Genomic DNA, 23046 nt, shown 5'->3' on the forward strand with positions numbered 1-23046 from the left:
TCTATCGGCGCCGACGCAAGCTCTGCTACTGAGGCCGTTGACACTAACTTAATGGCAGTGACGCTCCAGCGTGGGAATGCCGTTGTGCCGCTCCAGCGGCCGAGATCCCTCCTCCGTCGGGACCAGGTTGGCTCCCACGCTGGAGCGTGGGAGCCAGAGGCTGATTTGTGGGGATACTTCAGGGGTAATCCTGTTAATCCTGTTAATCCTGTCTATTAGGATTTCGCGACAAATCATTCAGGACCGCTCCGATTCGCGGATCAACAACTCCCGCCCGGGCACAGCCGGGTCAGGTCCGGGGTATTGGCCAGGGAGCTCGCCACCTGCCGGCGAAGATTGTAGGGCACGGGCTGGTTGATCAGCAGACTGAAGGGCTCCCACCGCCCGTTGCGCTTTACGAATCCCGCATAGGTGCTCACGCCCCGCAGGGTACCGGTCTTTGCCCGCACCTGTGCATTCTGCTTCGGCAGGAGCGTCCGGTAAGGGGCAAAGGCGTTCACCACCTCCAGCAATTGTCGGGCGCTCAGGCGGTTACCGCGGGACAGCCCGGCACCGTCTTCAATGCGGTAATCTCGCCACTCGAAGGTCTGGTCCACCCAACGCGCAAAGGCCCTCTGTGCCTTGGACATGTTCAGCGCGCGTCCATCACCTCGGTCTGCCAGCTTCAGGAACAGGGCGTTGGCGATGAAGTTGTTGGAGTATTCGAGCATGGCGGTGATTACGGACCGCAGATCACGGCTATTCTGGTGGCGGTAGACTTTTTTTATTCTTGTCGGTACCGGGCCGTTGCGCAGATTGCTGCCCACCCGGACTCCCGCCTGCTCCAGCTTGGCGCTCAGGAGTTCGCCGAAGTAACGGACCGCCTTCTCCCGTTGCTCGAGGTTGACCCGGTGCGTACCGGCCCCCAACCCTTGTCCGAACCGCCGCGCCATGGGGGTCAGCGGCGTTTGCGCCTCGGCGCTACGGACCTTTCCACCTTTGTTGATGACATTGACGGTATTGAAGTTGGCCGCCAGCCCGGTCACCGGCGCATCATAGGGGTTGTCGCTCGACGAGCGTCCGCTGATCGCCAGGTTCGGATCGAAATAGCTGTCGTCCGTACCAATCCCCGCAACCTTCCGGACCCCGCGCGCCTTCAGCGCATCGGCGATGAGGTCCAGTTCCTCGGATACCAGATAAGGATCGCCGTAACCCTTTACCCAGAGCCGATCATCGTTGCCAAGATAGAAATCCGTGTGAAAACGGTGATCCAATCCCCAGCGCTCGATGGTTGCGAGGGCGGTCAGGATCTTCAGCGTCGACGCCGGAACCATGGCCCGGTCCGGGTGGCGGCTGATGACCGGGCGACCGTGCTCTGTGACCAACAGACTCGCCTTGGGTAGCTTCAAGGTGCGGGATAGGGCGTCGCCCGAGCCGGCGCTGGCAGGGGTGGAGCCTGCCGTCAGGATTAGGCCGAGCGTCAGCAAGGCACCGAGAAACAGGGATGGGGATATTCCGGGTTGCATAATGGTTAACCTGTAAGCAAGGGCGTAAGATCCAAGTGCTCGGCAACCCGGCGTGGTTCGGGGGATGCCATCCAGGGTACCAGGCCCAGACAAGGTGCCTCGATCAGGGCCACCAAGGTGGCCAGGTTCTCGTCGCGAGCCGGCATATCCGGATCGATCTGGTTTGCGACCCAGCCGGCGAGCCGGGTCCCGGACATCCGGATACTCTCTACCGTCAACAGGCTGTGATTGACACAGCCGAGCTTGAACCCGGATACCAAGACCACCGGCAGGTCCAGGGCGAGCGGCAGGTCACTCGTGAACAGGGAGGGTCCGAGGGGCACACGCCAACCACCGACGCCCTCGACGACCAGGAAATCGGATCTGGCCGCCAAATGCCCCGCGGCCGCTGCGATGACCTCCAGCTCGATCCGCACCCCTGCCTGGTCGGCCGCAATATGGGGTGCGATCGGGGGCTCGAAGGCGTAGGCGTTCACCTGCTCGTAGGGTATCTGGTGACTGCCCTGGGCTTGGAGTCGCCGGGCATCCGCGTTACGCAAGCCCTCGGGGGTAGATTCGCCTCCGGATGCTACGGGCTTCATGCCGAGCACTGCTGCACCGCTCTGGCGCAGGGACTCCATCAGCGCAAGCGTGATTTCGGTCTTCCCGCAGCCCGTGTCCGTGCCCGTAACAAAGACACCCCTCATTTCTAGGCCGTGTTTTGAACAGATGTGGCTGTGCTTTATATTAATCTTCCCAAAAGTATCCGCACAGCTTGGTCTCCCATAGCAAAATCCTTTCCCAAAGTTTACCCGGATTGGCTCGACAATTCATGAAGACCTTCAATACCGCTGGTCCCGTCAGGCCGGACAAAGATTACAACATTCCTCCGCTAGCGCGTTGGGATGCGGATGAAATCCGCCGTTTGATCGCGGAGGAACGCTACTTTGTCCTCCACGCCCCGCGTCAGACCGGCAAGACCAGCTGCCTGTTGGCCTTGATGGCGAAGCTCAATGCGGAGGAAGACTATAGGGCTCTGTATGTGAACCTGGAGCCTGGTCAGTCGGCGCGGGGAGATGTCCAGGCGGGGATGCGCACGATTGTCAAAGGTCTTGGTCCGGCAAGCGCGGTATGGGAAGCACCGGATCGGGGTGTGGGGGATGTAGGCCCATTCGGATTGGCCGAGGGTATGCTCGGCTTCAAATTCCGCTTACGTAAAGTCTTGTAGGTCAGGTTAGGCGCGTCTTTCCGATGGCAAGCTTGATGGGATGTGGCCTGAGGTGTGGTGGGCGCAGCTGGGTTCGAACCAGCGACCCCTGCCGTGTGAAGACAGTGCTCTCCCACTGAGCTATGCGCCCGACAACGGAAAATCATTCTAGGGACCGGGCAATCGCCAGTCAAACGCCGCTCACAGGGCGCGTAACCTTTTGGCGTGCGGCGGCGACCTGACCCCGGCATCGACAGAATACCGCGGTGCCTGGTGTAACCGAGGTGCCGGCACCTATATCATAGACCCGCCGCCGCTTTGGATTTGGCGATGCCTCCGGCCCAAGCATTCGTGTTTTTTCGTGATTATCTTTAAGGAGAACTTTGGTCTGCGAATAAACGCAAGATAGACGCAAATCGATTCGCGTTCATTTGCGGACTCTTTATTTAAGCCGGCGCACTCCGAACCGGAAGCCGCCGGTCGGCGGACCGACCGTAGACAGCCCCGTATCGGCCAATAAAGGTCCCCCCTTATTGACCGCCGGGATGTAAAGCGGCATTTTTGACGATTCCAGTGTCTTGGCGTGGGTGCCCATCGCTCCGTGCCGTCCTCCAACCTGGGGTTTTGACCGATGGTCTGGGTGCAATTCCTAGTGTGCGTGGTAGCGATCGGCTTCGCCGGGGTCAAACTGTCGCGTTACGGTGACGCCATTGCCGACAAGACGGGGCTCGGCGGCACTTGGATCGGGGTCATCATGCTCGCCAGCGTCACCTCCCTGCCCGAGCTGGCGACCGGAATCAGCTCGGTGACGGTAGCCGAAGCGCCGGACATCGCCGTGGGCGACGTGCTGGGCAGCTGCGTCTTCAACCTGGTGATCATCGTGGTGCTCGATTTCCTGAGCCGCGACGAACCCCTCTATTGTCGGGCCAGCCAGGGCCACATCCTCGCGGCCGGATTCGGGATCATGCTCATTGGGCTCGCCGGGTTCAACCTGCTGCTGGCGGCGCAGGGGTCAGGGATTTCCCTGTGGCACCTGGGTCTCTACAGCCCGGCGATCATGATGCTGTATGTGGTCGCGATGCGCTCGGTCTTTCTGTATGAATCCGAGCTGGTCGAAGGTTTTACGGAGGCCGAGGCCGACGCCTATCCGGGGCTCAGCCTGCGCACCGCGGTGGTGAGATATATCGCGGCCGCCGCGGTTGTCCTGGTCGCGGGGGTCTGGCTGCCCTTCGTCGCCAAATCGCTCGCTGTCGAGATGGGGTGGCACCAGGGCTTCGTCGGCACCCTGTTCGTCGCCTTCGTGACCTCCTTGCCGGAAATGGTGGTAACCGTTGCCGCCCTGCGGTTGGGCGCCGTGGACATGGCAATCGGCAACCTGTTCGGCAGCAACCTCTTCAACATCGGCATCCTGGCCATCGACGACATCTTCTATCTGCCTGGGCCCTTGTTCGATGCGGTATCTACGACCCATGCCATATCCGCCTTTTCCGCCATCATGATGACAGGGGTGGCCGTCGTCGGGCTCCTCTATCGGCCACGCACTCGGATCTTCAAGACCGTGGGTTGGGCGAGCATCTTTCTGTTTGCCATCTATCTGATCAATACCTACATGCTCTATAGCTATCGGGAAGGATAGACTTGAGCTGCCGGCTACCAGTCGCCGGCAGTGTAGGTTGGACAAAGGCCCAGGCCTGTCCCGACGAAGGCCTGTCCCGACGAAGGAGGGAACCTGGAGGGAACCTGGAGGGAACCTGGAGGGAGCCTGACCTGTGCCCAACACCTAGGTTTTGTTTTAACGACGAATCACACGCATCGACGCGAATGTCCCCGTGCGCGCAACCATCCAATTCGCACGGATTCTCGTGATTCGTCGTTTTCTCCGTTTTCTAGGTCTGAACGGTTGAACTTTCAGCGACCATCCCTATCTAAGCTAACGTAGACGCTCGTATGGGGTCTACAGGCAACGCGGTTCGTAAGAACGCACTTCAGTCATATTGCTCATGTGGAGGATATGTCCATGACTGCGCTTGATTTCACCCCCCTGTTCCGTTCCGCCATCGGCTTCGACCGTTTGGTCTCCGCCCTGGAGTCCAGCTATCGGTCCGAAACCGGCGGTTATCCGCCCTATGACATCGAGGTCACCGGCGACGACACCTATCGTATCTCCATGGCGGTGGGCGGCTTCTCCGAGCAGGAGCTCGATGTCCAGGTCAAGGAAAGTGTCCTGACGGTTTCCGGTGCGCACAAGGACGACGCCAAGGAGAAGGAGCGCCGTTTCCTGTACCGCGGCATTGCTACCCGCAACTTCGAGCGCCGGTTCCATCTGGCCGACTATGTGAAGGTGGTGGATGCCCGCATCGAGGACGGTTTGCTGCACATCGACTTGGTGCGTGAGATCCCCGAGGCCATGAAGCCGCGCAAGGTCGAGATCCGCACCGGCAGCGGCAGCCTGCTCGAAGGCAAGGCCGAAAAGGCAGCGGCGTAACACCGCAACTAAGGCGGAACCGAAGGCCGGGCCCAGCCCGGCCTTTTGCGTTTACCCAGCCTAACGAACCACACAATCACGCAGGAATCGTAGGATGTGGTGAGCACAGCAGGTCTTACAGGATGGCATCATGAGGAGGCGCGAACCGCATCCTTGATGTGGTAAGGAAAACGAGCCGCACCGTCGGTGGGCACAGCCCACCTACGGCATGCCGCGGACATCGCTATTGGGCACGGACCATCCATTGATGCGGTTCGCGCCACCTGGCAGTGCCATCCTGAAAGATTTCCCGCGCTCACCACATCCTACGGTCGCTTGCGACGCGGGAGCACCAGCTTGACGTCCCGCCACAACATGGGACTGGACAGGCCCTGCCAGCCCCAGCGCAGCCAGCCCAGGAGGCGATGGGCGAGCCACAGGGCCCAGGCCAGCATCAGGCCCCGGTAGACCAGGATGGGCACCGAGATCACCCAGACCCGCGGCAGCTCGGGGTCGCTCCGGTCTTGGTACCAATTCAGGTCGGTACTGGTCGAGCCGTTGCCGGCGATCTGCATCTCCGGCTGTCCCAACAACCCTTGCTGGAGGGCCACCACCAGGGCTGAGAGCGCCGCCAGGCTGAGCAGGAATAGGCCGGTCTGCATGAGATTGAACCGCCACGGGGGTAGCTCCCGGTCCAGGCACATCCGCAACCCGAGGGCAAAGAGCCAGCCGGTCACCAGTAGCCCGACCCAGATCCCGGCCTGACTCAGCCCCAGACCCAACAACAGCCAGTCACGAGTCTTCAGCGGCGTGAGTCGACTGCGCCCCAATCCGACGGCCAGGAGGATGAGCACGACCACCAGACCCCAGAAGAGCACGGCCGGCCCCAGGTCGGGACCCCCGGTGAGCAGGACCCAGCGGTCCTGCCCCAGCTGGATCCGGGTGGAGGCGTTGACCCCGTGGGTCTTAAGGTCCGGCACCGGCGGAGAGTAGTAGCTCGCCAAGGCGTCCGGCTGCCGCCACTGGATGCGAATCCGCTGGGTCCCCGGAACCAGCGGCAGGCTCAAGCCTCGTCCCTCCGGACGCAGGGGCCGTTCCAGGCCGTCCACCGCCACCTGTTGCAGCTCGGCGCCTGGGGGCAACAGGATCCGGTGCCGACCGCCCCGGCTGCTGCGTAGGGTCAGTGCCAGCGCCGCCTCGGTCACCCGTTGCCCTGGCCGTACCTGGTAGTCGCTCTCATCCAGGGTCAGGGTCGGGCCAGGGACCCCCTCCGGGCGGGAGAGGGTGAGCGACAGGGTCTCTCCGGGCCAGGGCCGCCAGGTAGGCAGCCAACGCCCGAGGCGGCCCTGATGATGGATCATCGGGATGCCTTCCGCCGTCAGGTGCCACAGGGGGCTCAGATCCACCCGCCACTCCTCGCTGAGACGCGGGTCCTCGGATGCGTGCAGCCGGATGTTATCCACCGGCTCCAGGCTAGAGGACCAGGCGCTCTCGCGCTGTCCCGGCGCCAAGCTCACCAGCAAACGGCCGGCGTGGACCTGGGCCTCCTCCCGGAGGACCTGCTCGCCCGGAATCAGGGGGACCTCCAGGACGATCGGTGCCTCTGGCATGGACCGGCGTTCGACCCGGGTCTGGACCCGCCAATCGACCCCCAGCCGGAGGGTGCGTCTAACCAGCACCAGGGGCGGCAGCTCGGTGGGTTGCAGCACAGGCCCTTGGCCCTCTCGGCGTAGTCGCACGAGTCGGATCTGGGCGCCCGGACGGCCCTCATCGTCGATCCCCTCCACCCGCCAGCCATCGGCGATCACTTCCACTCGCCGGGGATGCAGGGGCAGTGGGAGCTCGATCTGGGCGCGGGGAGGCAGGGGTCCCGTAAGCCCGAGCGACCAGCGGCCAGGTTGCACCGCGACCAGGAGGGGACCCGCTTTCCCCCTGCGCAATCCGTCGTAGGGCTTGCCGTCCAGGGTGACCGCGGTTGGGGTCCAGACACCGGTGCCGCCGGGGATGGGCAGTGCCACCACCGCGTCGGCATCGACCGTCATGAGCATACTCAATTCGTCGCCGGTTGCCTCGAGTGTCATGAGCGGGATATCGGTACAGGCGGGATGACAGTCGGGGGGCTCCAGCAGCCGCGTCTTCAGCGCCTCCAGCAGCTCGGGTGACGGAAACTGCTGAGCGGACGCGGGTGTCGACATGCCGGATAGGCCAGCGACCAAGAGCACGACGGCCGCGGCCGGTGCCCGCCGCAAGACCCTCCCCCACAGCCCGGCGATCTTCAGGCCCAGCACCAGGACGAGCACCAGGCGCGCCAAGGCCAGCGCCAGGTTGGAGCCGGGCGTCAGCAGCCATAGATCGATCCGGTGATCTTGGGGGACGGGGCCGTTCCAGGTCAGTTCCAAGGTCTTCCAGCGCCAGGTCGGGACGCCGGGGCCGGTTTGGACCCTGGTGTCCGGATCGATGCTCGGAAGGGATTGGGACAGGGGTTTGGGTACTGGCGTAGCTACCTTTCTTTTGGGTAGCGCCTTGGCTAGCTTACGGCTCTCTTGCTTCTTGCCGGCCATTGCCTGGTCCAGGCCCAGCTCCGAGTCCGCCCTCATGCTCCCGGCGGATTCCTCCATTGGCATGGGCGCCATCGCTGCGGGCGTTTGCGCAGGCAGGGTCCAGGGACGCTTGAGCTGGGGATAGAGGCCGGTACGCATCTCCTCCACCAGGAAAGGCACCGCAATCACCGCCAGCAGGACCAGGCTCCCGCGTTGGTAGAACAGCAGAAAGCGCCGTAAGTGGGCCATGGCAGCCCGGCCCGGTTCCGCGGGCAACAGGCGCAGGAGGGCGGCGACGGCGAGCAGATTGAGCCAGATCATCCGCGGCGCCCCCGGTTCCTGCCAGATCAGTACCATGGCGGCCAGGGCTAGGACACCCCAAGGCCAACTCCAGAGCCGCGCTACGGCCAAGGCGATGATGAGTACCAGAAACAGATCCAGCAACGTCCAGCGATTGAGCCAGCTGTCCGGGAGGTTATCGATACCGGCCACCGCCAACAGATCCCAGCCGGGGGGCAGGTGCAGGTGGGTTCGGAGCGATTGGAAATCCAGTCGCCACCCGGTGGCCGGCAGGCTGCTCGTCCCCTCCTCGATACGGCTGTCCGCCACCAGGTCGATTCGACCCTGGCGGACCTCCACGCCGGCTTGGGGCGAGCCGGGCAGGCGGGTGATGAAGCGCGGCTCACCGGCCACCAACACCTGCCCCAGCGCCAGCGCATCGCCCACCTGCAGGCGCCAGCTCCGGGTCAACTCCCCCCGGATATGGTCCCGCAGGGTATAGCCCCCGCCCCCGAAGTCGAGCCAGAGGTCCCGTTCCAGGGACAGCCGATCGGGGGCGGGGTCCGCATCCCCGCGTCGGACCTGGACCAGCCGCAAGCTTCCGCCCGGACGCATCAGATAGGCAGGCAAGCGCGCCCATGGGGCCGGCAGTCGGGTTTGACGGGGGTCGACCGGCTCCGCCCCCGTGGGCTCCACCTGGCGTAACTGTGGATACGCGGCGAAGACCCAGACCTCCGACCGCGGCCAGGGTGGGCTTGCGGCGCTCAGATCAAGCTTGGTGACAGGGCCAGGGTGATGGGCGGTGACCGTCAGCTCCCAATGGCCGGGCCGTATCTGTAGGCGCAACCGACCGTCGGCCTCCAGGCGGGCAGGCAGGGGGCTATTCAGACCCAGGGGAATGCCCCCCTGGAGCAGGACCGAATCCAAGATAATCTCCCGCGCACGGCCCGCTACGTCCAAGTCCAGCCGGGTGATGATCCGCAAGGGGTTGTCGTCCTCGATCCGGCGGTAGACCAAGAGACCGAGGGCATCGCGCTCCGTAGCGGCCGCGGCCCCGACCTCGGTCCCGGCACCGACTCCCAGCCACAAACGGCCGGTGCGCTCGAAGCGGGGAAACCGGATCGGCTCGCCGTTCAGACGCAAATCGATGAGCCCGGTAGCCGGTGGGATTGCCAACCCGTCCGGCATTCGGCGCCAGTGGAAACGCCCGCTGATTGCATGCTCGCCCGCATCAAGCCGGACCGCCGGTGCCCCCTCGTGTTCAACCACCGCAAGCGGGGTATCGCCTACCCACACCTGCTCCGGCCACTGGTCCGGCGCCCCTGGAAGTGGGATCCAGCTACGGGCGTGGAGGCGCCAGCGCTGCGCGAACCGGCCGCCGGTCAGGTCCAGATCCAGCTCCAGGCGGCCCGGCCAGGCGCACGGACGTTCCCCCCCGATGCCGATAATCAAAGGACAGTCGCGCCGATCGTCCTCCGCCAACACCCAGGGTATCCAAGGCTTGAGGGCATCCGGGATAGGGGGCTCAGGCTCGACACCGAGGATCCGAGGGGAAACGGCGAATGCCGCCAGGAGCATAAGGAGGCGGATCATATCGGATCTGTCACCGGAAGGGGTTTGGTGGAGCGTACCTGGGAGCCATCCCAACCAGAGGCCCTGAGCCTACACCGCCGGCGACCGACAGCAACTTACGTCCTAGGCCCGCCCGTTGTCCCGCTCCACGGCATGCAGCAGGCGATCGTAGATCTCCGGAAAGGAATAGGCGACCCGGTTCCAGGAGGGGATCAACTTGGCTTCCTGAGGTCCCCTGCTCTGCTCCCAGGCATCCCAGAGAAAGCCGCGGAAATGGCTGACGGCGAATTCTTCCCCATACAAATCGAAGGCCAGGGTATTGACGTCCGCGTCGTAGCTGTACTTGCGGACGTACTTGAGCGCGGTCTGGTAGTAGCTGTGCAGAATCATATCCACGAAGGCATCGTCCAGCGGCACACCGTGGGAACGCATATAGGTGAGATAGAACTTGGCGATGTCCACCACCATGCGATGCAGACCGCGCTCGGTATCCTCGGGGGATAGCTCCTGGTGCTTGTGCTCATAGTTGGGCGCCAGGTCGATCTGGGCGATCTGGCGCGTGGTCAACTGATCATAGACCTGGGACAGGGTCGCCACCTCCAGCCCCCAGTCGTAGGCCACATTCAGCCTCCGCGCCAAGTCCGCAGTAAAGCAGAACTCCCCGGCCAAGGCATATTTGAAGGCGCTGTGGTACTGGAAGAAGCGCTCGAGCCCGCCGTGTCCGAGCTGACGCATGATCTTGGACAGGGTCTCGACGAATGGGACGACGAAAAGCCGTGTCACACGCCCCTTCAGCGCCCGTTCGGTGGGCGAGATACGGGCATAGTAACCCTTGCAGAACTGGAAGTGATTATTCGGGTTGACCACCGGCTCGATGAGCCTTCCTAAGAGGGTGCGGTCATAGGTGACGATATCGCAGTCATGGAGCGCAATGACACCGCCATCATCACGGGCGAACAGATACCCCAAGGCCACCCAAACCGACTGTCCCTTGCCCTGCACCCCAAAGGCGGTCCCCCCCCGCTCTGCCAACTCGCCCAGCAGCTTCTGGAGGCGCGGACCCTCGACCCAGACGACTTGCACATCCCGGTGCTCGGTCTCGAGGCGCCCGAAGTACTCCTGTGCCTGGCGGAACTGGCGCTCCTCCGAGGCGCCGCCGAGGGCGACCACGATGTTACTCAGATAACGCACCCCCTTGATCTGCTCCAGGATGTGGTCGAGCACCCCCACGTTCCCTATCTCACTGTAGAGCGAGGGCAGCAGCAGGCTGATGTTCTGGTGCCGGGCGTGCTGCTCCAATCGGCGTTCGAGCTCGTCCAGATAGGAGGCCTTGTCGAAGGCTTCGTAGAGACCATGCAGCGTAGTGATCAGGGGTTCCTGATGAAAATCGGCCATGACGCTCCTCCGCGGATAACGAGCTATTATAACTGACCCGGCCGGGAGTGCAGGCTCGGGAGCTGGACAATCGGGATGAGTGTGTATAATCTTCTTCCCGATCAATAGGTTGCTGCCGGTCACCGGCTTCCACCGGCGGGCAGCCGGCGACTGGTAGCTCACAAGCCGCTTCCCGACACTGGTCCGGTCGCGCTTCCGGCCTTATAGTTGGCGTTATAGTTGGCGTTTCGCAAACAGAGTGGATCCTCAATCCTTAAGGTATGACCTTCCATGCGAGTTCTTGTCCCCACCTTATGCTTTCTGCTCATTTATACCCCCATGCTTGCAGCCAAGTGGGATCGGCCCTTCATCGACGAGGCGGGATCGCCGACGCCCAGTAGCGTCGAGGAGAAGGACAGAAGCTGGAAGGAAGGAGCCATGAGTTTGCCGCCGTGGCCGGACGACAGGGATCTGGTCGAGTTCAGCGTGGATGATCCCGGGTCGCGGTTTCGTTACTACATCGACGGCAAGCACCTCTCGATAGGCGCCGACGGGGCGGTACGCTACACCCTGGTCGTGGAGTCCCAAAGCGGCGTTCGCAACCTGTCCTTCGAGGGCCTGCGCTGTACGCCGGGCGGCGTTTTCAAACTCTATGCATACGGCAACAACGGTCGTTTCGAGGCGATCGACGGCGATTGGATCCCCATCCAGGGACGCCACCACGACAAGCTCCACCGAGATCTGCACCAACATATCCTCTGCATCCCGCGGGGATTCGAGCCGCGCTCCAAGCGGGACATGATTCACGCCATGCGGGCCCGCGTCCCGGATAAAGCAAGCACCGGTTTCCTGCCCGATTAGGGCGCAGCGGACAATTCGTGCTCCCCAGGATCCGACCAGGGCCACCCCGAACCTCCCTGCGTTGCCTGCGTCTTGAGCGGCTGGTACATGGTTTCAGCATATCCTGCGTTTTCAAGGGTCAGTAACGGGTACCGCTTTAACTAGGTTCTGTTGACATTTAACCTAACCATTTGTTTTTCATATGTTAGGTAGCCGCAATGCGCAAGCGGTCCGCACAGCGGACCCTACCCTGACTACCCTGACTGGAAACAAGAACCACGGATGGATACGGATCACAATCCGTGTTTATCCGTGTCCATCCGTGGTTCTAAAGACTTCGCTGTCCTATGGATAACCCATTACTGGCATTGAAAGGGCTCCCGCCCTTCTCTCACATCCGTCCCGCGCAGGTCGAGCCGGCCGTCGATGATTTGCTCGCCGCATGCCGGGCGCGGGTCGAGGAGTTGACGCGCCGCACGGACCCGCCCACCTGGGAGAACTTCGTCGAGCCCCTGGCAGAGGCCAACGACAGGCTCGACCGGGCCTGGTCGCCGGTCAGTCACCTCAACGCGGTCATGAACAACGACGCGCTGCGGTCCGCCTATAACGCCTGTCTGCCCAAGCTCAGTGAGTACGGCACCGAGGTCGGCCAGAACCAAGCCCTGTTCGAGGGCTTCCGGGCCGTCGCCGACCAGGGACATCCGGACGCCTCCCAGCGCAAGCTGCTGGAGGACGCCCTGCGTGACTTCCGTCTCTCCGGTGTCGATCTGGCGCCGGACAAGCAGGCACGCTACAAGACGATCAGCCGGGAGCTCGCCGAACTCACCAGCAGGTACGAAGAGAACCTGCTCGACGCCACCAACGCCTGGAGCAAGCGGATCACAGATCCGTCCGCCCTTGCCGGCTTGCCCGAGTCGGCCCTGGCCCTGGCTCAGCAGACGGCCGCTGACCGGGGCGAGGAGGATTGGGTCTTGACCCTGGATCTACCCTCTTACCTCCCGGTCATGACCTATGCGGACGATCGCGGGCTCCGCCGCGAAGTCTATGAGGCCTACTGCACCCGGGCCTCGGACCGGGGACCGCACGCCGGCAAGTGGGACAACACCCGGATCATGGAGCGCATCCTCGCGCTGCGTCATGAGTCGGCGGTACTGTTGGATTTTGGAAGCTACGCCCAGCGCTCACTGGCCACCAAGATGGCGCGCTCCACCGAAGCGGTCATGCGGTTTCTGAACGACCTGGCGGAACGGTCCGTGGCCCAGGCCCGCCACGAGTTGGAAGCATTGGCGCAGTTCGCGGAAGCAGGGTATGGATGCGAGGGGCTCGAACCCTGGGACCTCGCCTACTATTCGGAAAAGCTGCGTCAGCACCGGCACCGGATCACCGCGGAGGAGCTGCGTCCTTATTTTCCCCTCCCGCGCGTGCTCGCAGGCATGTTCGCGGTGGTGGAGCGGCTGTTCGACATCCGCGTGCGGGAGGTGGAAGGCGTCGAGACCTGGCATCCGGACGTGCGATTCTTCGAGATCCGGGACGGCGGCGGCGAGCTGCGGGGGCAGTTCTATCTCGACCCCTTCGCCCGCAGCAAGAAGCGCGGGGGCGCCTGGATGGACGTGTGTGTAAACCGCTTCCACACCAGCCGCCGCGACCAGATTCCCATTGCCTACCTGGTATGCAACTTCACGCCTCCGGTGGGAGATCGGCCATCCCTGCTTACCCATGAGGAGGTCGAGACCCTGTTTCACGAGTTCGGCCACGGCCTGCACCATCTATTGACACAGGTCGACTATCCGGCAGTGGCAGGCATCAATGGCGTGCCCTGGGATGCGGTGGAGCTGCCCAGTCAGCTGCTGGAAAACTGGTGCTGGGAAGCCGAGTCCCTGGCCCTGATATCGGGTCACGTGGACACGGGAGAACCCATCCCCGAGACTCTGTACCAACGCCTGCGGGCGGCCAAGAACTTCCAGTCCGCCATGCAGCTGGTACGTCAGCTCGAGTTTGCCATCTTCGACTTCCGCCTGCACCTGGAGTACGACCCGCGACAGGGCGGGCGCATCTACGAGCTCCTCGATCAGGTGCGCGATCAGGTCGCCGTGATGAAGCCGCCGGCATTCAACCGCTTTGCCCACGGCTTCTCCCATATCTTCTCCGGGGGCTATGGGGCGGGGTACTACAGCTATAAGTGGGCGGAGGTCTTGTCCGCGGACGCCTTCTCCCTGTTCGAGGAACGCGGCCTGTTCGACCAGGAGACGGGGCTCGCCTTCCGCAAGACCATTCTGGAGCAAGGCGGGTCCTGCGATGCCATGGATCTCTACCTGGACTTCCGGGGCCGTGAGCCGACCATCGATGCCCTGCTGCGGCACTCGGGTATCACGGCTTAGGAAATAGGGCCGCAAATGCACAAGGGGTAAATGGGCAGCGAGTACAGCGAACCACATTTCTTATCCACAGATTGCGCAGATTTCCACAGATTATTTTGTTTGAATCTGTGGAAATCTGCGTAATCTGCGGATTAAAAAGGCTGCGGTTTCCACAATTCCAATGCAATACAAGGATCTGAGAGATTTCATCGTCCAGCTTGAGCAACGGGGCGAGCTCAAGCGAGTGTTCAGCGAGGTCGATCCCTATCTCGAGATCACCGAGATCTGTGACCGCACCTTGCGTGCGGGAGGACCCGCCCTGCTGTTCGAGAAGCCGAAGGGATCCCGGATCCCGCTCCTGGGCAATCTCTTCGGTACCACCAAGCGGGTGGCGTTGGGGATGGGGGAGGAGTCCGTCGCTGCCCTGCGGGAGGTCGGAAAAACGCTGGCCTTCCTAAAGGAGCCGGACCCGCCTCAGGGTATGAAGGACGCCTGGCAGAAGCTGCCCATATTCAAGAAGGTGCTCGACATGGCGCCCAGACGGCTCGGTGATCCACCCTGCCGGGAGATGGTACGCGAAGGAGCGGAGGTGGACCTGGGCCGGTTACCCATCCAGACCTGTTGGCCGGGAGACGCGGGTCCCCTCATCACCTGGGGGCTGGTCGTGACCCGGGGACCGGACAAGCCGCGCCAGAACCTAGGCATCTACCGCATGCAGGTATTGGGCGCTAATCGGGTCATCATGCGTTGGCTGGCCCATCGCGGCGGCGCCCTGGATTTTCGGGGGTGGTGTCTGGAGCACCCGGACGAACCCTTTCCCGTATCCGTCGCCTTAGGGGCGGACCCGGCAACCATGCTCGCCGCCGTCACCCCGGTACCCGATGGCTTGTCCGAGTACGCCTTCGCCGGTCTGCTGCGGGGCAGCCGAACGGAGGTTACCGACTGTATCGGCAACGAGCTGCAGGTACCCGCGAGCGCCGAGCTGGTGCTCGAAGGTCACATCCACCCCGAGGACACAGCTGCCGAGGGTCCCTTCGGCGATCACACCGGCTATTACAACGAGGTCGAAAGCTTCCCCGTCTTCACCATCGACCGCATCAGTCAGCGCCGCGACCCCATCTACCACAGCACCTACACGGGCCGGCCACCGGACGAACCGGCCATTTTGGGCGTGGCGCTCAACGAGGTCTTCGTCCCCATCCTGCAGAAGCAGTTTCCGGAGATCCTCGACTTCTACCTACCGCCGGAAGGCTGCTCTTACCGCCTGGCGGTGGTCAGCATGAGGAAACAATACCCGGGGCACGCCAAGCGCGTGATGCTAGGCGTCTGGTCATTCCTGCGCCAGTTCATGTACACCAAGTTCGTGATCGTGGTGGACGAGGACGTGGACCCCAGGGACTGGAAGGACGTTATCTGGGCCATGACGACGCGCATGGACCCGGAGCGGGACACGGTGATCGTGGAGCGTACGCCGATCGACTACTTGGACTTCGCCTCTCCGGTGTCGGGACTAGGCTCCAAGATCGGCTTCGACGCCACTAACAAGTGGCGCGGGGAGACCCAACGGGAATGGGGTCGGCCCATCCGGATGGATGAGCAAATCAAGCGCCGCGTGGACGAGCGCTGGAGCCATCTCGGGATCGACTGATCCCGACTCCGAACCCTCGCCGACAGAGACCGCTTAGGTCCGAATTCTCTTCCCGGACCTTGCCGGGCAAGGACGTGCGGTCCCTGCAGAACAAGGACCGCACGTCGACGCCTCCGCTCAGCGGAAGCCGCCGGACCTCGGAACCTTGGGCCGGGCCTCGTTGACCGTCAGATTCCGACTCCTCACAAGCTTGCCGTTCAGCGCTTTGATGGCCTCTTGAGCCTGGTCGTTATCGGGCATGTCCACAAAACCAAATCCCTTGGACTGGCCGGAGAATTTGTCCTTGATCACATCCGCGCTTGCCACCTCACCGAATTCGGCGAAGATTTCTCTAAGCTCATCATCGGTGACCTCGTAGCTCAGGTTTCCTGCGTAGATCCGCATCGCTCTCTCTCGTGCAATTGTGCATTGATCGATCTGGCACTGTCGCCCGACCAATGCACAAGTCAGACAATAGTGAACGGCTGTGTGCCGCCGTATTCTGCCGACCGCCTGCGACTTCAGCGGTCTCCCAGCCTCTCGTATCCCAGGTCATGAATACAACCCGAAAGAGCACTCCTACCGCAAGGTCCAGCCGCCGGACGCGGACACCGGTTTTCGGATCAACCGGTTTCAGATCAGGGGGAGTGCCGTCGATGAGTATCGGACAAGCGCGGACAGACTGAGCGAACAGGTCCCGCAGGCAAACCCCGGATTCGGCCGGAGCGGAATGGCGGTTGCTTCTCTCCGTGAGTGATTCGGAACCTTAGAATACCCTATGCACTGGAACCTGGCACAACCCTAGTTTATCTGGGCCTCCCGGTCAACCGGATTTCCGCCGAACCACAAAGGCGCAAAGGTTGCAAAGAGCACGTAGGTTGGGCAAAGGCGCGCACTGCCGAGCCGGCAACCGAGCCGACGGCCGCTAGCGCGCCGTGCCCAACACTTAGAAGCTGTCCGGTTAAAAGCAATCCTGAACGATTCGGCACTGTTTGGGGGACCGGACGTGTTGCGTTCGACGCCCCAAGGCTCGTTGATTTCCTGGAGCACCGGTGCCGGCGTCTTAACGCAACCTACACCTATCTCACCCCCGTGCTGCCGGCCCGCGCGGGCCTCACGTTGGATGTAGGATGCGGTGAGCGCGGTAGATTTTACAGGACGGCCTCACGAAGCGGCGCGAACCGCATCAATGGTGCGGTGAACGCGGCAGATCTTACAGGATAGCACCACCAAGAGGCGCGAACCGCATCAATGGACGCCCGCAGCCAGGGCTACCGAATGACCTTTAAAATCAATAACTTATAAGTAAAGCCTACTGTTATGTTTGATCCATAACAGTTTGAATTTATTGATTTTAATAAATTTATTATTCGGTAGCCCTGCGCCCGCAGCGAACCGCATCGGAGGCCCTTCAGGGCCCCGAGGCCCGGAACCCGGCCGCTTCCACGGCCCGGATCAAAGCAGTGACATCCAAATGGTCACCGCGTACCCGTACCAGCCCGGAAGCCAGGTCCGGTGTCGCTTCGCTGACGGCCGCGACGCCTTCCAGGGATTTTTTCACGCTGCCCACACAGTGCCCGCAGGACATACCCTCCACTTTGAGCATAAGATCTGTTCCCGGTTCCGGGTCGCGCCACGTCCGGAGCATCGCCTTGAGACGGAGCCCCAGCAGATAGGCGAGCAGTCCGCTCAGCAACAGGGCGGAGCCGATCGCAAGGTAGGGTGGGCTGTGCCCTCCATGCTCACTGTGACCGCCGGTGGGCACAGCCCACCCCACGCTATACACACCCGACAGCAAGGCGTCGAAGCCGAGTCCGAGCAGGACGCTCATCAGGATCACGGTCCCGAGGTAGATTGCCAGGACGCGAGTTCCCAGCACGCGATAGACGGCACCGAGCGTCGCGACGTTGGTGGCCGGTCCGGCCATCAGGAAGACGAGGGCCGTACCCGTCGGCATGCCCGCTGCGATGAGGGAAGCGGCTATCGGCACTGAGCCGGTAGTGCAGACATAGAGGGGGATCGAAATAGCCAACACGAGCAACATGCCGCCGATGCCCTGGGTCCAGGTCAGGCCGGCCAGATAATCGGTGGGGATAAAGGTGGCGATCAACGCCGCTGCCAAGACCCCCGTCAAGACCCACAAATCGATCGCCGCCAACAGGTCGAACACAGCGTAGCGCAAAGCACCCTTCAGACCCCCTGCGCTCGGCTCAGCGGCGGTCACCACGGACTCATGCCGAGACTGATCACCAGGCGTGGTAAAACGGTTGACCAGAGTGCCGCCGATCAGGCCCGTCACAAAGGCCGCCGCCAGCTTGAACAACGCGAAGGGCCAACCGAGAAAGGAGGCGCTGACCAAGAGAGAGTCCACGCCGGTCAGGGGCGTACTGATCATGAAGGCAGTGGTCGCACCCTTGGAGGCGCCTTGGTTACGCAGGCCCAGCGCGGTGGGGATGACTCCGCATGAGCAGAGGGGCAGCGGCACGCCGATCAACGCGGCCCTGGCGGCACTGCGCAGGTTAGGACGGTTGAGTCCTCGGTGCACCAATCCCTCGGGTAGATACAGGTGCACCAGTCCGGCGATCAACAGCCCGAGCAGCAGTGAGGGCGACAGGTCGAGCATGACCTGCCACAGCTGGTCGATAAAGGTCTCAAACCACACGGATGCCCCCGTTGTTCGGTTACTGACGGGTTGTCGAAACGGCCGACGGCACCATATTGAAGGAGGTTATCGACATTCAAGCCGCCATCCCAACCACCTTATCCGTTGTAGATTGTAGAGAGTATCATGAGTTTCAAGGTCCGTACCGAGCCCGGCGGTCACACCTTCGAGGTCGCGACCGGCGAAGGCCTGCTCGCAGCCGCGCTGCACCAGGGAATCGGCCTGCCGTATGGCTGTCGCAACGGTCAATGCGGTTCCTGCGCCGCCCGGCTGCTGCAGGGTGAGGTCGTTTATCCCGAGGGCGCGCCGGAGGCACTCCAAGGCCGGAGCCAAGACACCTGCACAACCTGTCAGGCCGTCCCCCGGAGTGATCTGATCATCCGGGTCCAGGAGGTCACGACCGCGGCCGAGGTGGAAGTGCGCACCCTCCCGTGCCGGGTCGTCGCCAAGCAACAACTGAACCATGATGTGATCCGGCTCTACCTCAAGCTGCCGGACAATCAGCGTCTCCAGTTCTTTGCCGGACAGTACCTGGACTTCATATTGCGCGACGGACGCAAGCGCGCCTTCTCCATCGCCAATGCGCCCCATGACGACGCGCTCATCGAGCTCCATATACGCCACGTAACCGGCGGCGAGTTCACCGATTATGTCTTCGACAGCATGCAGGAGAAGACCATCCTGCGTATCCAGGCACCGCTGGGGACCTTTACCCTGCGGGAGGACTCGCAGCGCCCGTTGATCTTCATGGGCGGGGGAACCGGCTTCGCCCCCATCAAGGGCATCATCGAGCATGCCTTCCATATCGGCATCGAGCGTCCCATGCACCTTTACTGGGGGGTACGCGCACGACGCGACCTCTACCTACCGGACCTACCCGAGCAATGGGCGCGGGAGCACTCCAACCTGACCTATGCGCCGGTCCTGTCCGAGCCGGACACGGATTGGACGGGACGCACCGGCTTCGTTCACGAGGCGGTCGTCGCCGACCATCCGGACCTGAGTGGCTTCGATGTCTATATGAGCGGACCACCGATGATGGTGGATGCGGGCCGAGCGGCCTTCGGGGCACGCGGGCTGGCGATGGACCAGATGTTCTCCGACGCCTTCGAGTACGCCGCCGACAGCGAGCGGAAAGGGGATTCCAGCGGACGCTGACGGCATAACCCACACTCAGATCTCACCGACGGGAGACCCAAGATGGCGTGCTTCGCAGGTCAAGGGCGCACGCTATCTTGTGCCTCAATCACTATTCCCAGATATTAAAAACCGCTCTGATCTATCTGACAAATATCACAATTCTTTGCATTCGCCGGTTGTCCTTTCGATTGCGAGCGTCTATGCTGGACAGATAGTCGATATCAGGTTCGACGCGCGGAGGTGCGTCGGGTATCGGCCGTACCTCATTACTTGGTCATCACGACTCCGGAGAATTCAGATCAGGAGTGAGCATCGACCATGAGCACGCATAACGACTTTCCGGATCCTGGGCTCTCGGAAAACACCCTGTCCTTCCCTACGCGGCGGGAATTCCTCGCCGCCGTGGTATCTTGCTCCGGTGCCCTGGCGCTGGGATTGCCATCCCTGGTCCGGGCCGGCGGCCGGCGGCCGCCCCTGCAACGACAGGTCTCGGATCTGGTCAAAGGCATGCGTTCCCGGGGCCTGATACGCCCGGAAGAAAAGACCTCCTGGTCCGTCTACGACTTGACCTCCCGCAAAAAGCTGGTCGCCATCAACGAGGATATCCCGCGCCAGGCGGCCAGCATGATCAAGCCCTTTGTCGCCCAGGCCTACTTCTACAAGCTCCAGGATGCCCGCGGTAAGCTGCGCTACACCGGAGCGGTGCGCAAGACCATGGAAGCTATGATCCGTGACAGCGATAACCGGGCGACCAATCGCATTATGGCCATCGTCAGCCGGCACGAGCGGAACCACGGGCCGAAGGATGTAGAACGGGTATTGAAGAAGAACGCACCCGGCGTCTTTCGCGAGACCCGGATCGTGGAATCGATTCCCCCCGATGGCCGTACCTACCGCAACCTGGCGTCGGCCCATGATTACAGCCGCTTCTTATATGCCCTGTGGCACGACCGCATGCCCGGCACGGACGAGCTGCGCGAAATCATGTCTCTGCCCAATCAGGACCGCATCTGTCACGGCGTCAGATCCATTCCGGACGACGTGAAGATCTACGACAAGACCGGCTCCACGGCCCGCCTGTGCGGGAACATGGGCATCATCGAGGCACCGGGGCGCGGGGGAAGACATTACCCCTATATCTTTATCGGTATCATCGAGCGCCCCTCCCGTGCCCAGCATTACGAGCATTGGATCACTCAGCGCAGCGACGCCATTCGCGCCGTCTCCGACCTCGTTTACCTGGACATGAAACAGCGCCACCAGTTAGCCTGAGCCCGAGCGTCCACCAAACCATCTCCGCGGGGTTCCGTCCTGGCCCCGACCTACTTTTTTATGCCCAATCTACGCGCTGGCGCCTGGGGTGGCAGACGCGGGCCTCGTGCCTCTTAGAAGCTGTCTGGTTAAAAGCAATCCTGAATGATTTGGCGCGGTTTGGTTAGTTTTCAGATAGCCTCTAAGCACTACCGAAATTCAGACACCTTTGCCCTGGGGGAGGGACGACCCCGGCGCTCGGGCGAGCATCCCTTCGCGCAGGATGAAATCCACGACCTGGTCCAGCCCTTGACCCTGCCGCAGGTCGGTAAACACGAAGGGCCGCTCGCCCCGCATGCGCTTGGCGTCCCGTGCCATGACCTCCAGCGACGCCCCCACATAGGGCGCCAAGTCGATCTTGTTGATCACCAGCAGATCCGAACGGGTGATGCCGGGTCCGCCCTTGCGCGGGATCTTCTCGCCCTCGGCCACATCGATGACATAGAGGGCCAGATCCGCCAACTCCGGGCTGAAGGTGGCCGAGAGGTTATCGCCGCCGCTCTCGATGAAGATCACATCCAGATCCGGGAAGCGCGCCTGGAGATCCTCCACCGCCGCCAGGTTCATGGAGGCGTCTTCGCGGATGGCGGTATGAGGGCAACCGCCGGTTTCCACCCCCACGATGCGCGCCGCGTCCAGGGCCCGGCTGCGGATCAGGAACTCGGCGTCCTCTTTGGTGTAGATGTCGTTGGTGACCACGGCCAGCTGGAAATCCCCGCGCAGGCGTTTGCACAAGGCGTCCAGCAGCGCCGTTTTGCCGGAGCCGACGGGACCGCCGACACCGATGCGTAGGGCCGAGTTGTTCATGTTCGGTGCCTCAAGAGCGAAACAGACGGGTGTACTGGGTCTCGTGGGCGCTGCTGGCGATAGCCAGGGCCGGGGTCGAGGCCCCGATCTCGTGGTCGGCGAGGGCCAGTGCCCTGGCGACGGCCGCGGGAACCTCCGCCGCCAACCGCTGGAGTATCCGCTGGCCCTGGGCGCGACCGAGGGGGATGATTTTAATCCCGGCCAGGACCAGATTCTCCAACCAGCCCCAGGCATATCCCAGGGCGGTGTTGCGCACCGGGATAGCCCAGGCCGCGGCGGCGAAGGCGAACCCCGCGGCCTGACTGCGCGCCAGGGTCGTCTTCCAATCCCGGGCCCCGGTCAGCTCCCAGGCGATCAGCAGATCCGCCAGGGCGCGTCCGCGATTGGCCTCCTCCGCCCGCAGCTCGGAGGTCTCGCGGGCGGCGAGCAACCAATCGATCCAGTGGATCATGGCCGCCAGGTCCCGAACCCGAGCGGCGTCATACATGCGTGCCAGCAAGGGCAGGTCCAGATTGACCAGGGAGTTGCCGAGCTGATCCAGGAGCCAGGCCTGCAGCTGCTCAGCGCTACGGATCCAGCCCGCCTCCACCGCCCACTCGATGCCTTGAGAATAGGCAAAGCCCCCGATCGGCAGCGACGGGCTCACCAGCTGCAGCAGCCGCAGCAGCGGCAAGGGGTCGTCAGTGCTCCCGGTGTCCTGCGCCATGGGTATGCCCCGGGCCACCGTAGGCGCCGCGCTCGGGTTCGATGGGGGCCTCTTCCAGGATTACCTCCAGGCCCAGGCCGCGCACCAGCGCGTCCAACACATGATCGTGGGGGTAGCGCAGGCGTCCGGGCTCGATTTGCAGGGCCACATGGCGGTTTCCCAGGTGGTAGCAAGCGCGGGCGAATAGCCAGGGGTCTCGGCCGCGGACGGTGGAGACGGGCTCCTGGGCCGCTTTGACCCGCACGATCAGCCGTTCCTCGGAGATCAGACAGTCACCATCCCGCAGGCGATCACCGCGGGCGAGGAAGATCCCCGCCTCACGCCCGTCGTCCAACCTTACCCGCAATCGACTCCTGACCCGTTGCTCCAGGGTCAAGGTAACACTGAAGTCGGTCCGGACCGATCGGTCGAGCTTCTTGATCAGGCGAATCATTACCCAATGCCGTTAAGTCAAGCCTCAAAGCCCCCCTCCCGGCGGAAGAGAGCCTGCCTTGAGCGCAGTCAGGGCGCAGTCAGGTAGGTTGGGCAAAGCCCGCCATGGACGGCGGGCGTGCCCAACCAATCGATTGGATGTCATCCATTGATGCGGTTCGCGTGGGGGTAGTGGTAAATTTATAAGTGAAAAAGTAGAGCGATTCATCCTTTTGATCCCCTCTCCCCAACCCTCTCCCGGCGG

Annotated in this window: 17 protein-coding genes and 1 tRNA gene; 8 read left to right on the top strand and 10 right to left on the bottom strand. The window is 62.9% G+C overall.

Annotated features, from left to right (window positions below; genetic code table 11):
- Positions 1-260: 260 nt before the first annotated feature.
- Together BQ17_RS08020 and bioD are read right to left on the bottom strand one after the other, a co-directional pair.
- Positions 261-1505: a D-alanyl-D-alanine carboxypeptidase/D-alanyl-D-alanine-endopeptidase gene (locus tag BQ17_RS08020; protein ID WP_089725961.1), complete on the bottom strand. Its 1245-nt coding sequence runs from the start codon at positions 1503-1505 to the stop codon at positions 261-263.
- Positions 1506-1510: 5 nt separating this feature from the next.
- Entirely contained in the window at positions 1511-2191 is a 681-nt protein-coding gene (gene bioD, locus BQ17_RS08025) for a dethiobiotin synthase (RefSeq protein WP_089725963.1), read from the bottom strand.
- Positions 2192-2316: 125 nt separating this feature from the next.
- Here bioD and BQ17_RS08030 point away from each other — a divergent pair, with 125 nt between their 5' ends.
- Entirely contained in the window at positions 2317-2712 is a 396-nt protein-coding gene (locus BQ17_RS08030) for a hypothetical protein (protein WP_089725964.1), read from the top strand.
- A gap of 55 nt (positions 2713-2767) precedes the next feature.
- Here the strand turns inward: BQ17_RS08030 and BQ17_RS08035 are convergent.
- Positions 2768-2842 (bottom strand) — tRNA-Val (locus BQ17_RS08035).
- A 480-nt stretch (positions 2843-3322) separates the two neighbouring features.
- Here BQ17_RS08035 and BQ17_RS08040 point away from each other — a divergent pair.
- A complete protein-coding gene (locus tag BQ17_RS08040; RefSeq protein ID WP_089725966.1) occupies positions 3323-4327 on the top strand; it encodes a sodium:calcium antiporter in 1005 nt (334 codons plus the stop codon).
- 381 nt (positions 4328-4708) lie between these two features.
- Positions 4709-5176, top strand: a complete 468-nt coding sequence (locus BQ17_RS08045; protein WP_089725968.1) for an Hsp20 family protein — start codon at positions 4709-4711, stop codon at positions 5174-5176.
- Between the two features lie 305 nt (positions 5177-5481).
- On the opposite strand, the gene BQ17_RS08050 is transcribed toward BQ17_RS08045, so the two are convergent.
- Positions 5482-9567, bottom strand: coding sequence for a hypothetical protein (locus BQ17_RS08050; protein ID WP_089725970.1), 4086 nt, complete (start codon positions 9565-9567; stop codon positions 5482-5484).
- A 102-nt stretch (positions 9568-9669) separates the two neighbouring features.
- The gene (locus BQ17_RS08055) at positions 9670-10941 is read right to left on the bottom strand and encodes a glycosyltransferase family protein (RefSeq protein ID WP_089725972.1); all 1272 of its coding nucleotides are present in this window, start codon (positions 10939-10941) and stop codon (positions 9670-9672) included.
- A 270-nt stretch (positions 10942-11211) separates the two neighbouring features.
- Between BQ17_RS08055 and BQ17_RS08060 the strand changes: the two genes are divergently transcribed.
- From BQ17_RS08060 to ubiD, 3 genes are all read left to right on the top strand, one after another.
- On the top strand, positions 11212-11781 hold the full coding sequence (locus tag BQ17_RS08060; RefSeq protein ID WP_089725974.1) for a CNP1-like family protein: 570 nt from the start codon (positions 11212-11214) through the stop codon (positions 11779-11781).
- 326 nt (positions 11782-12107) lie between these two features.
- Positions 12108-14138 (top strand): oligopeptidase A, encoded by a 2031-nt coding sequence (prlC, locus tag BQ17_RS08065; protein ID WP_089725976.1) that lies wholly within the window; start codon positions 12108-12110, stop codon positions 14136-14138.
- A gap of 160 nt (positions 14139-14298) precedes the next feature.
- On the top strand, positions 14299-15765 hold the full coding sequence (gene ubiD / locus BQ17_RS08070; RefSeq protein WP_089725978.1) for a 4-hydroxy-3-polyprenylbenzoate decarboxylase: 1467 nt from the start codon (positions 14299-14301) through the stop codon (positions 15763-15765).
- Positions 15766-15882: 117 nt separating this feature from the next.
- On the opposite strand, the gene rbp is transcribed toward ubiD, so the two are convergent.
- Complete coding sequence (rbp, locus tag BQ17_RS08075; protein WP_089725980.1) at positions 15883-16149, bottom strand: RNA-binding regulator; 267 nt, start codon at positions 16147-16149, stop codon at positions 15883-15885.
- 1006 nt (positions 16150-17155) lie between these two features.
- The gene (locus BQ17_RS08080) at positions 17156-18406 is read right to left on the bottom strand and encodes a permease (RefSeq protein ID WP_243725261.1); all 1251 of its coding nucleotides are present in this window, start codon (positions 18404-18406) and stop codon (positions 17156-17158) included.
- Between the two features lie 126 nt (positions 18407-18532).
- Here BQ17_RS08080 and BQ17_RS08085 point away from each other — a divergent pair, with 126 nt between their 5' ends.
- Both BQ17_RS08085 and BQ17_RS08090 read left to right on the top strand, forming a co-directional pair.
- Positions 18533-19564: a CDP-6-deoxy-delta-3,4-glucoseen reductase gene (locus BQ17_RS08085; RefSeq protein ID WP_089725983.1), complete on the top strand. Its 1032-nt coding sequence runs from the start codon at positions 18533-18535 to the stop codon at positions 19562-19564.
- A 300-nt stretch (positions 19565-19864) separates the two neighbouring features.
- On the top strand, positions 19865-20818 hold the full coding sequence (locus tag BQ17_RS08090; RefSeq protein WP_089725985.1) for a serine hydrolase: 954 nt from the start codon (positions 19865-19867) through the stop codon (positions 20816-20818).
- Positions 20819-21016: 198 nt separating this feature from the next.
- On the opposite strand, the gene ureG is transcribed toward BQ17_RS08090, so the two are convergent.
- The 3 genes from ureG to ureE are packed head-to-tail and all read right to left on the bottom strand — an operon-like array spanning position 21017 to position 22803.
- A complete protein-coding gene (gene ureG / locus BQ17_RS08095) occupies positions 21017-21664 on the bottom strand; it encodes an urease accessory protein UreG (RefSeq protein ID WP_089725987.1) in 648 nt (215 codons plus the stop codon).
- Positions 21665-21674: 10 nt separating this feature from the next.
- A complete protein-coding gene (locus BQ17_RS08100; protein WP_089725989.1) occupies positions 21675-22370 on the bottom strand; it encodes an urease accessory protein UreF in 696 nt (231 codons plus the stop codon).
- Positions 22345-22803, bottom strand: a complete 459-nt coding sequence (ureE, locus tag BQ17_RS08105; protein WP_089725991.1) for an urease accessory protein UreE — start codon at positions 22801-22803, stop codon at positions 22345-22347. The genes BQ17_RS08100 and ureE overlap by 26 nt, the downstream gene beginning before the upstream one ends.
- Positions 22804-23046 lie beyond the last annotated feature (243 nt).

The organism is Candidatus Thiosymbion oneisti (assembly GCF_900092655.1).
Classification (GTDB): domain Bacteria; phylum Pseudomonadota; class Gammaproteobacteria; order Chromatiales; family Chromatiaceae; genus Thiosymbion; species Thiosymbion oneisti.

Bases quoted from the DNA above. Each gene is read 5' to 3' on its own strand.
- BQ17_RS08050 (WP_089725970.1), bottom strand. From the start codon at position 9,567: ATGATCCGCCTCCTTATGCTCCTGGCGGCATTCGCCGTTTCCCCTCGG.
- BQ17_RS08055 (WP_089725972.1), bottom strand. From the start codon at position 10,941: ATGGCCGATTTTCATCAGGAACCCCTGATCACTACGCTGCATGGTCTC.
- bioD (WP_089725963.1), bottom strand. From the start codon at position 2,191: ATGAGGGGTGTCTTTGTTACGGGCACGGACACGGGCTGCGGGAAGACC.
- BQ17_RS08085 (WP_089725983.1), top strand. From the start codon at position 18,533: ATGAGTTTCAAGGTCCGTACCGAGCCCGGCGGTCACACCTTCGAGGTC.
- BQ17_RS08030 (WP_089725964.1), top strand. From the start codon at position 2,317: ATGAAGACCTTCAATACCGCTGGTCCCGTCAGGCCGGACAAAGATTAC.
- prlC (WP_089725976.1), top strand. From the start codon at position 12,108: ATGGATAACCCATTACTGGCATTGAAAGGGCTCCCGCCCTTCTCTCAC.
- rbp (WP_089725980.1), bottom strand. From the start codon at position 16,149: ATGCGGATCTACGCAGGAAACCTGAGCTACGAGGTCACCGATGATGAG.
- BQ17_RS08045 (WP_089725968.1), top strand. From the start codon at position 4,709: ATGACTGCGCTTGATTTCACCCCCCTGTTCCGTTCCGCCATCGGCTTC.
- BQ17_RS08040 (WP_089725966.1), top strand. From the start codon at position 3,323: ATGGTCTGGGTGCAATTCCTAGTGTGCGTGGTAGCGATCGGCTTCGCC.
- ureG (WP_089725987.1), bottom strand. From the start codon at position 21,664: ATGAACAACTCGGCCCTACGCATCGGTGTCGGCGGTCCCGTCGGCTCC.
- BQ17_RS08100 (WP_089725989.1), bottom strand. From the start codon at position 22,370: ATGGCGCAGGACACCGGGAGCACTGACGACCCCTTGCCGCTGCTGCGG.
- BQ17_RS08060 (WP_089725974.1), top strand. From the start codon at position 11,212: ATGCGAGTTCTTGTCCCCACCTTATGCTTTCTGCTCATTTATACCCCC.
- BQ17_RS08090 (WP_089725985.1), top strand. From the start codon at position 19,865: ATGAGCACGCATAACGACTTTCCGGATCCTGGGCTCTCGGAAAACACC.
- ubiD (WP_089725978.1), top strand. From the start codon at position 14,299: ATGCAATACAAGGATCTGAGAGATTTCATCGTCCAGCTTGAGCAACGG.
- ureE (WP_089725991.1), bottom strand. From the start codon at position 22,803: ATGATTCGCCTGATCAAGAAGCTCGACCGATCGGTCCGGACCGACTTC.
- BQ17_RS08020 (WP_089725961.1), bottom strand. From the start codon at position 1,505: ATGCAACCCGGAATATCCCCATCCCTGTTTCTCGGTGCCTTGCTGACG.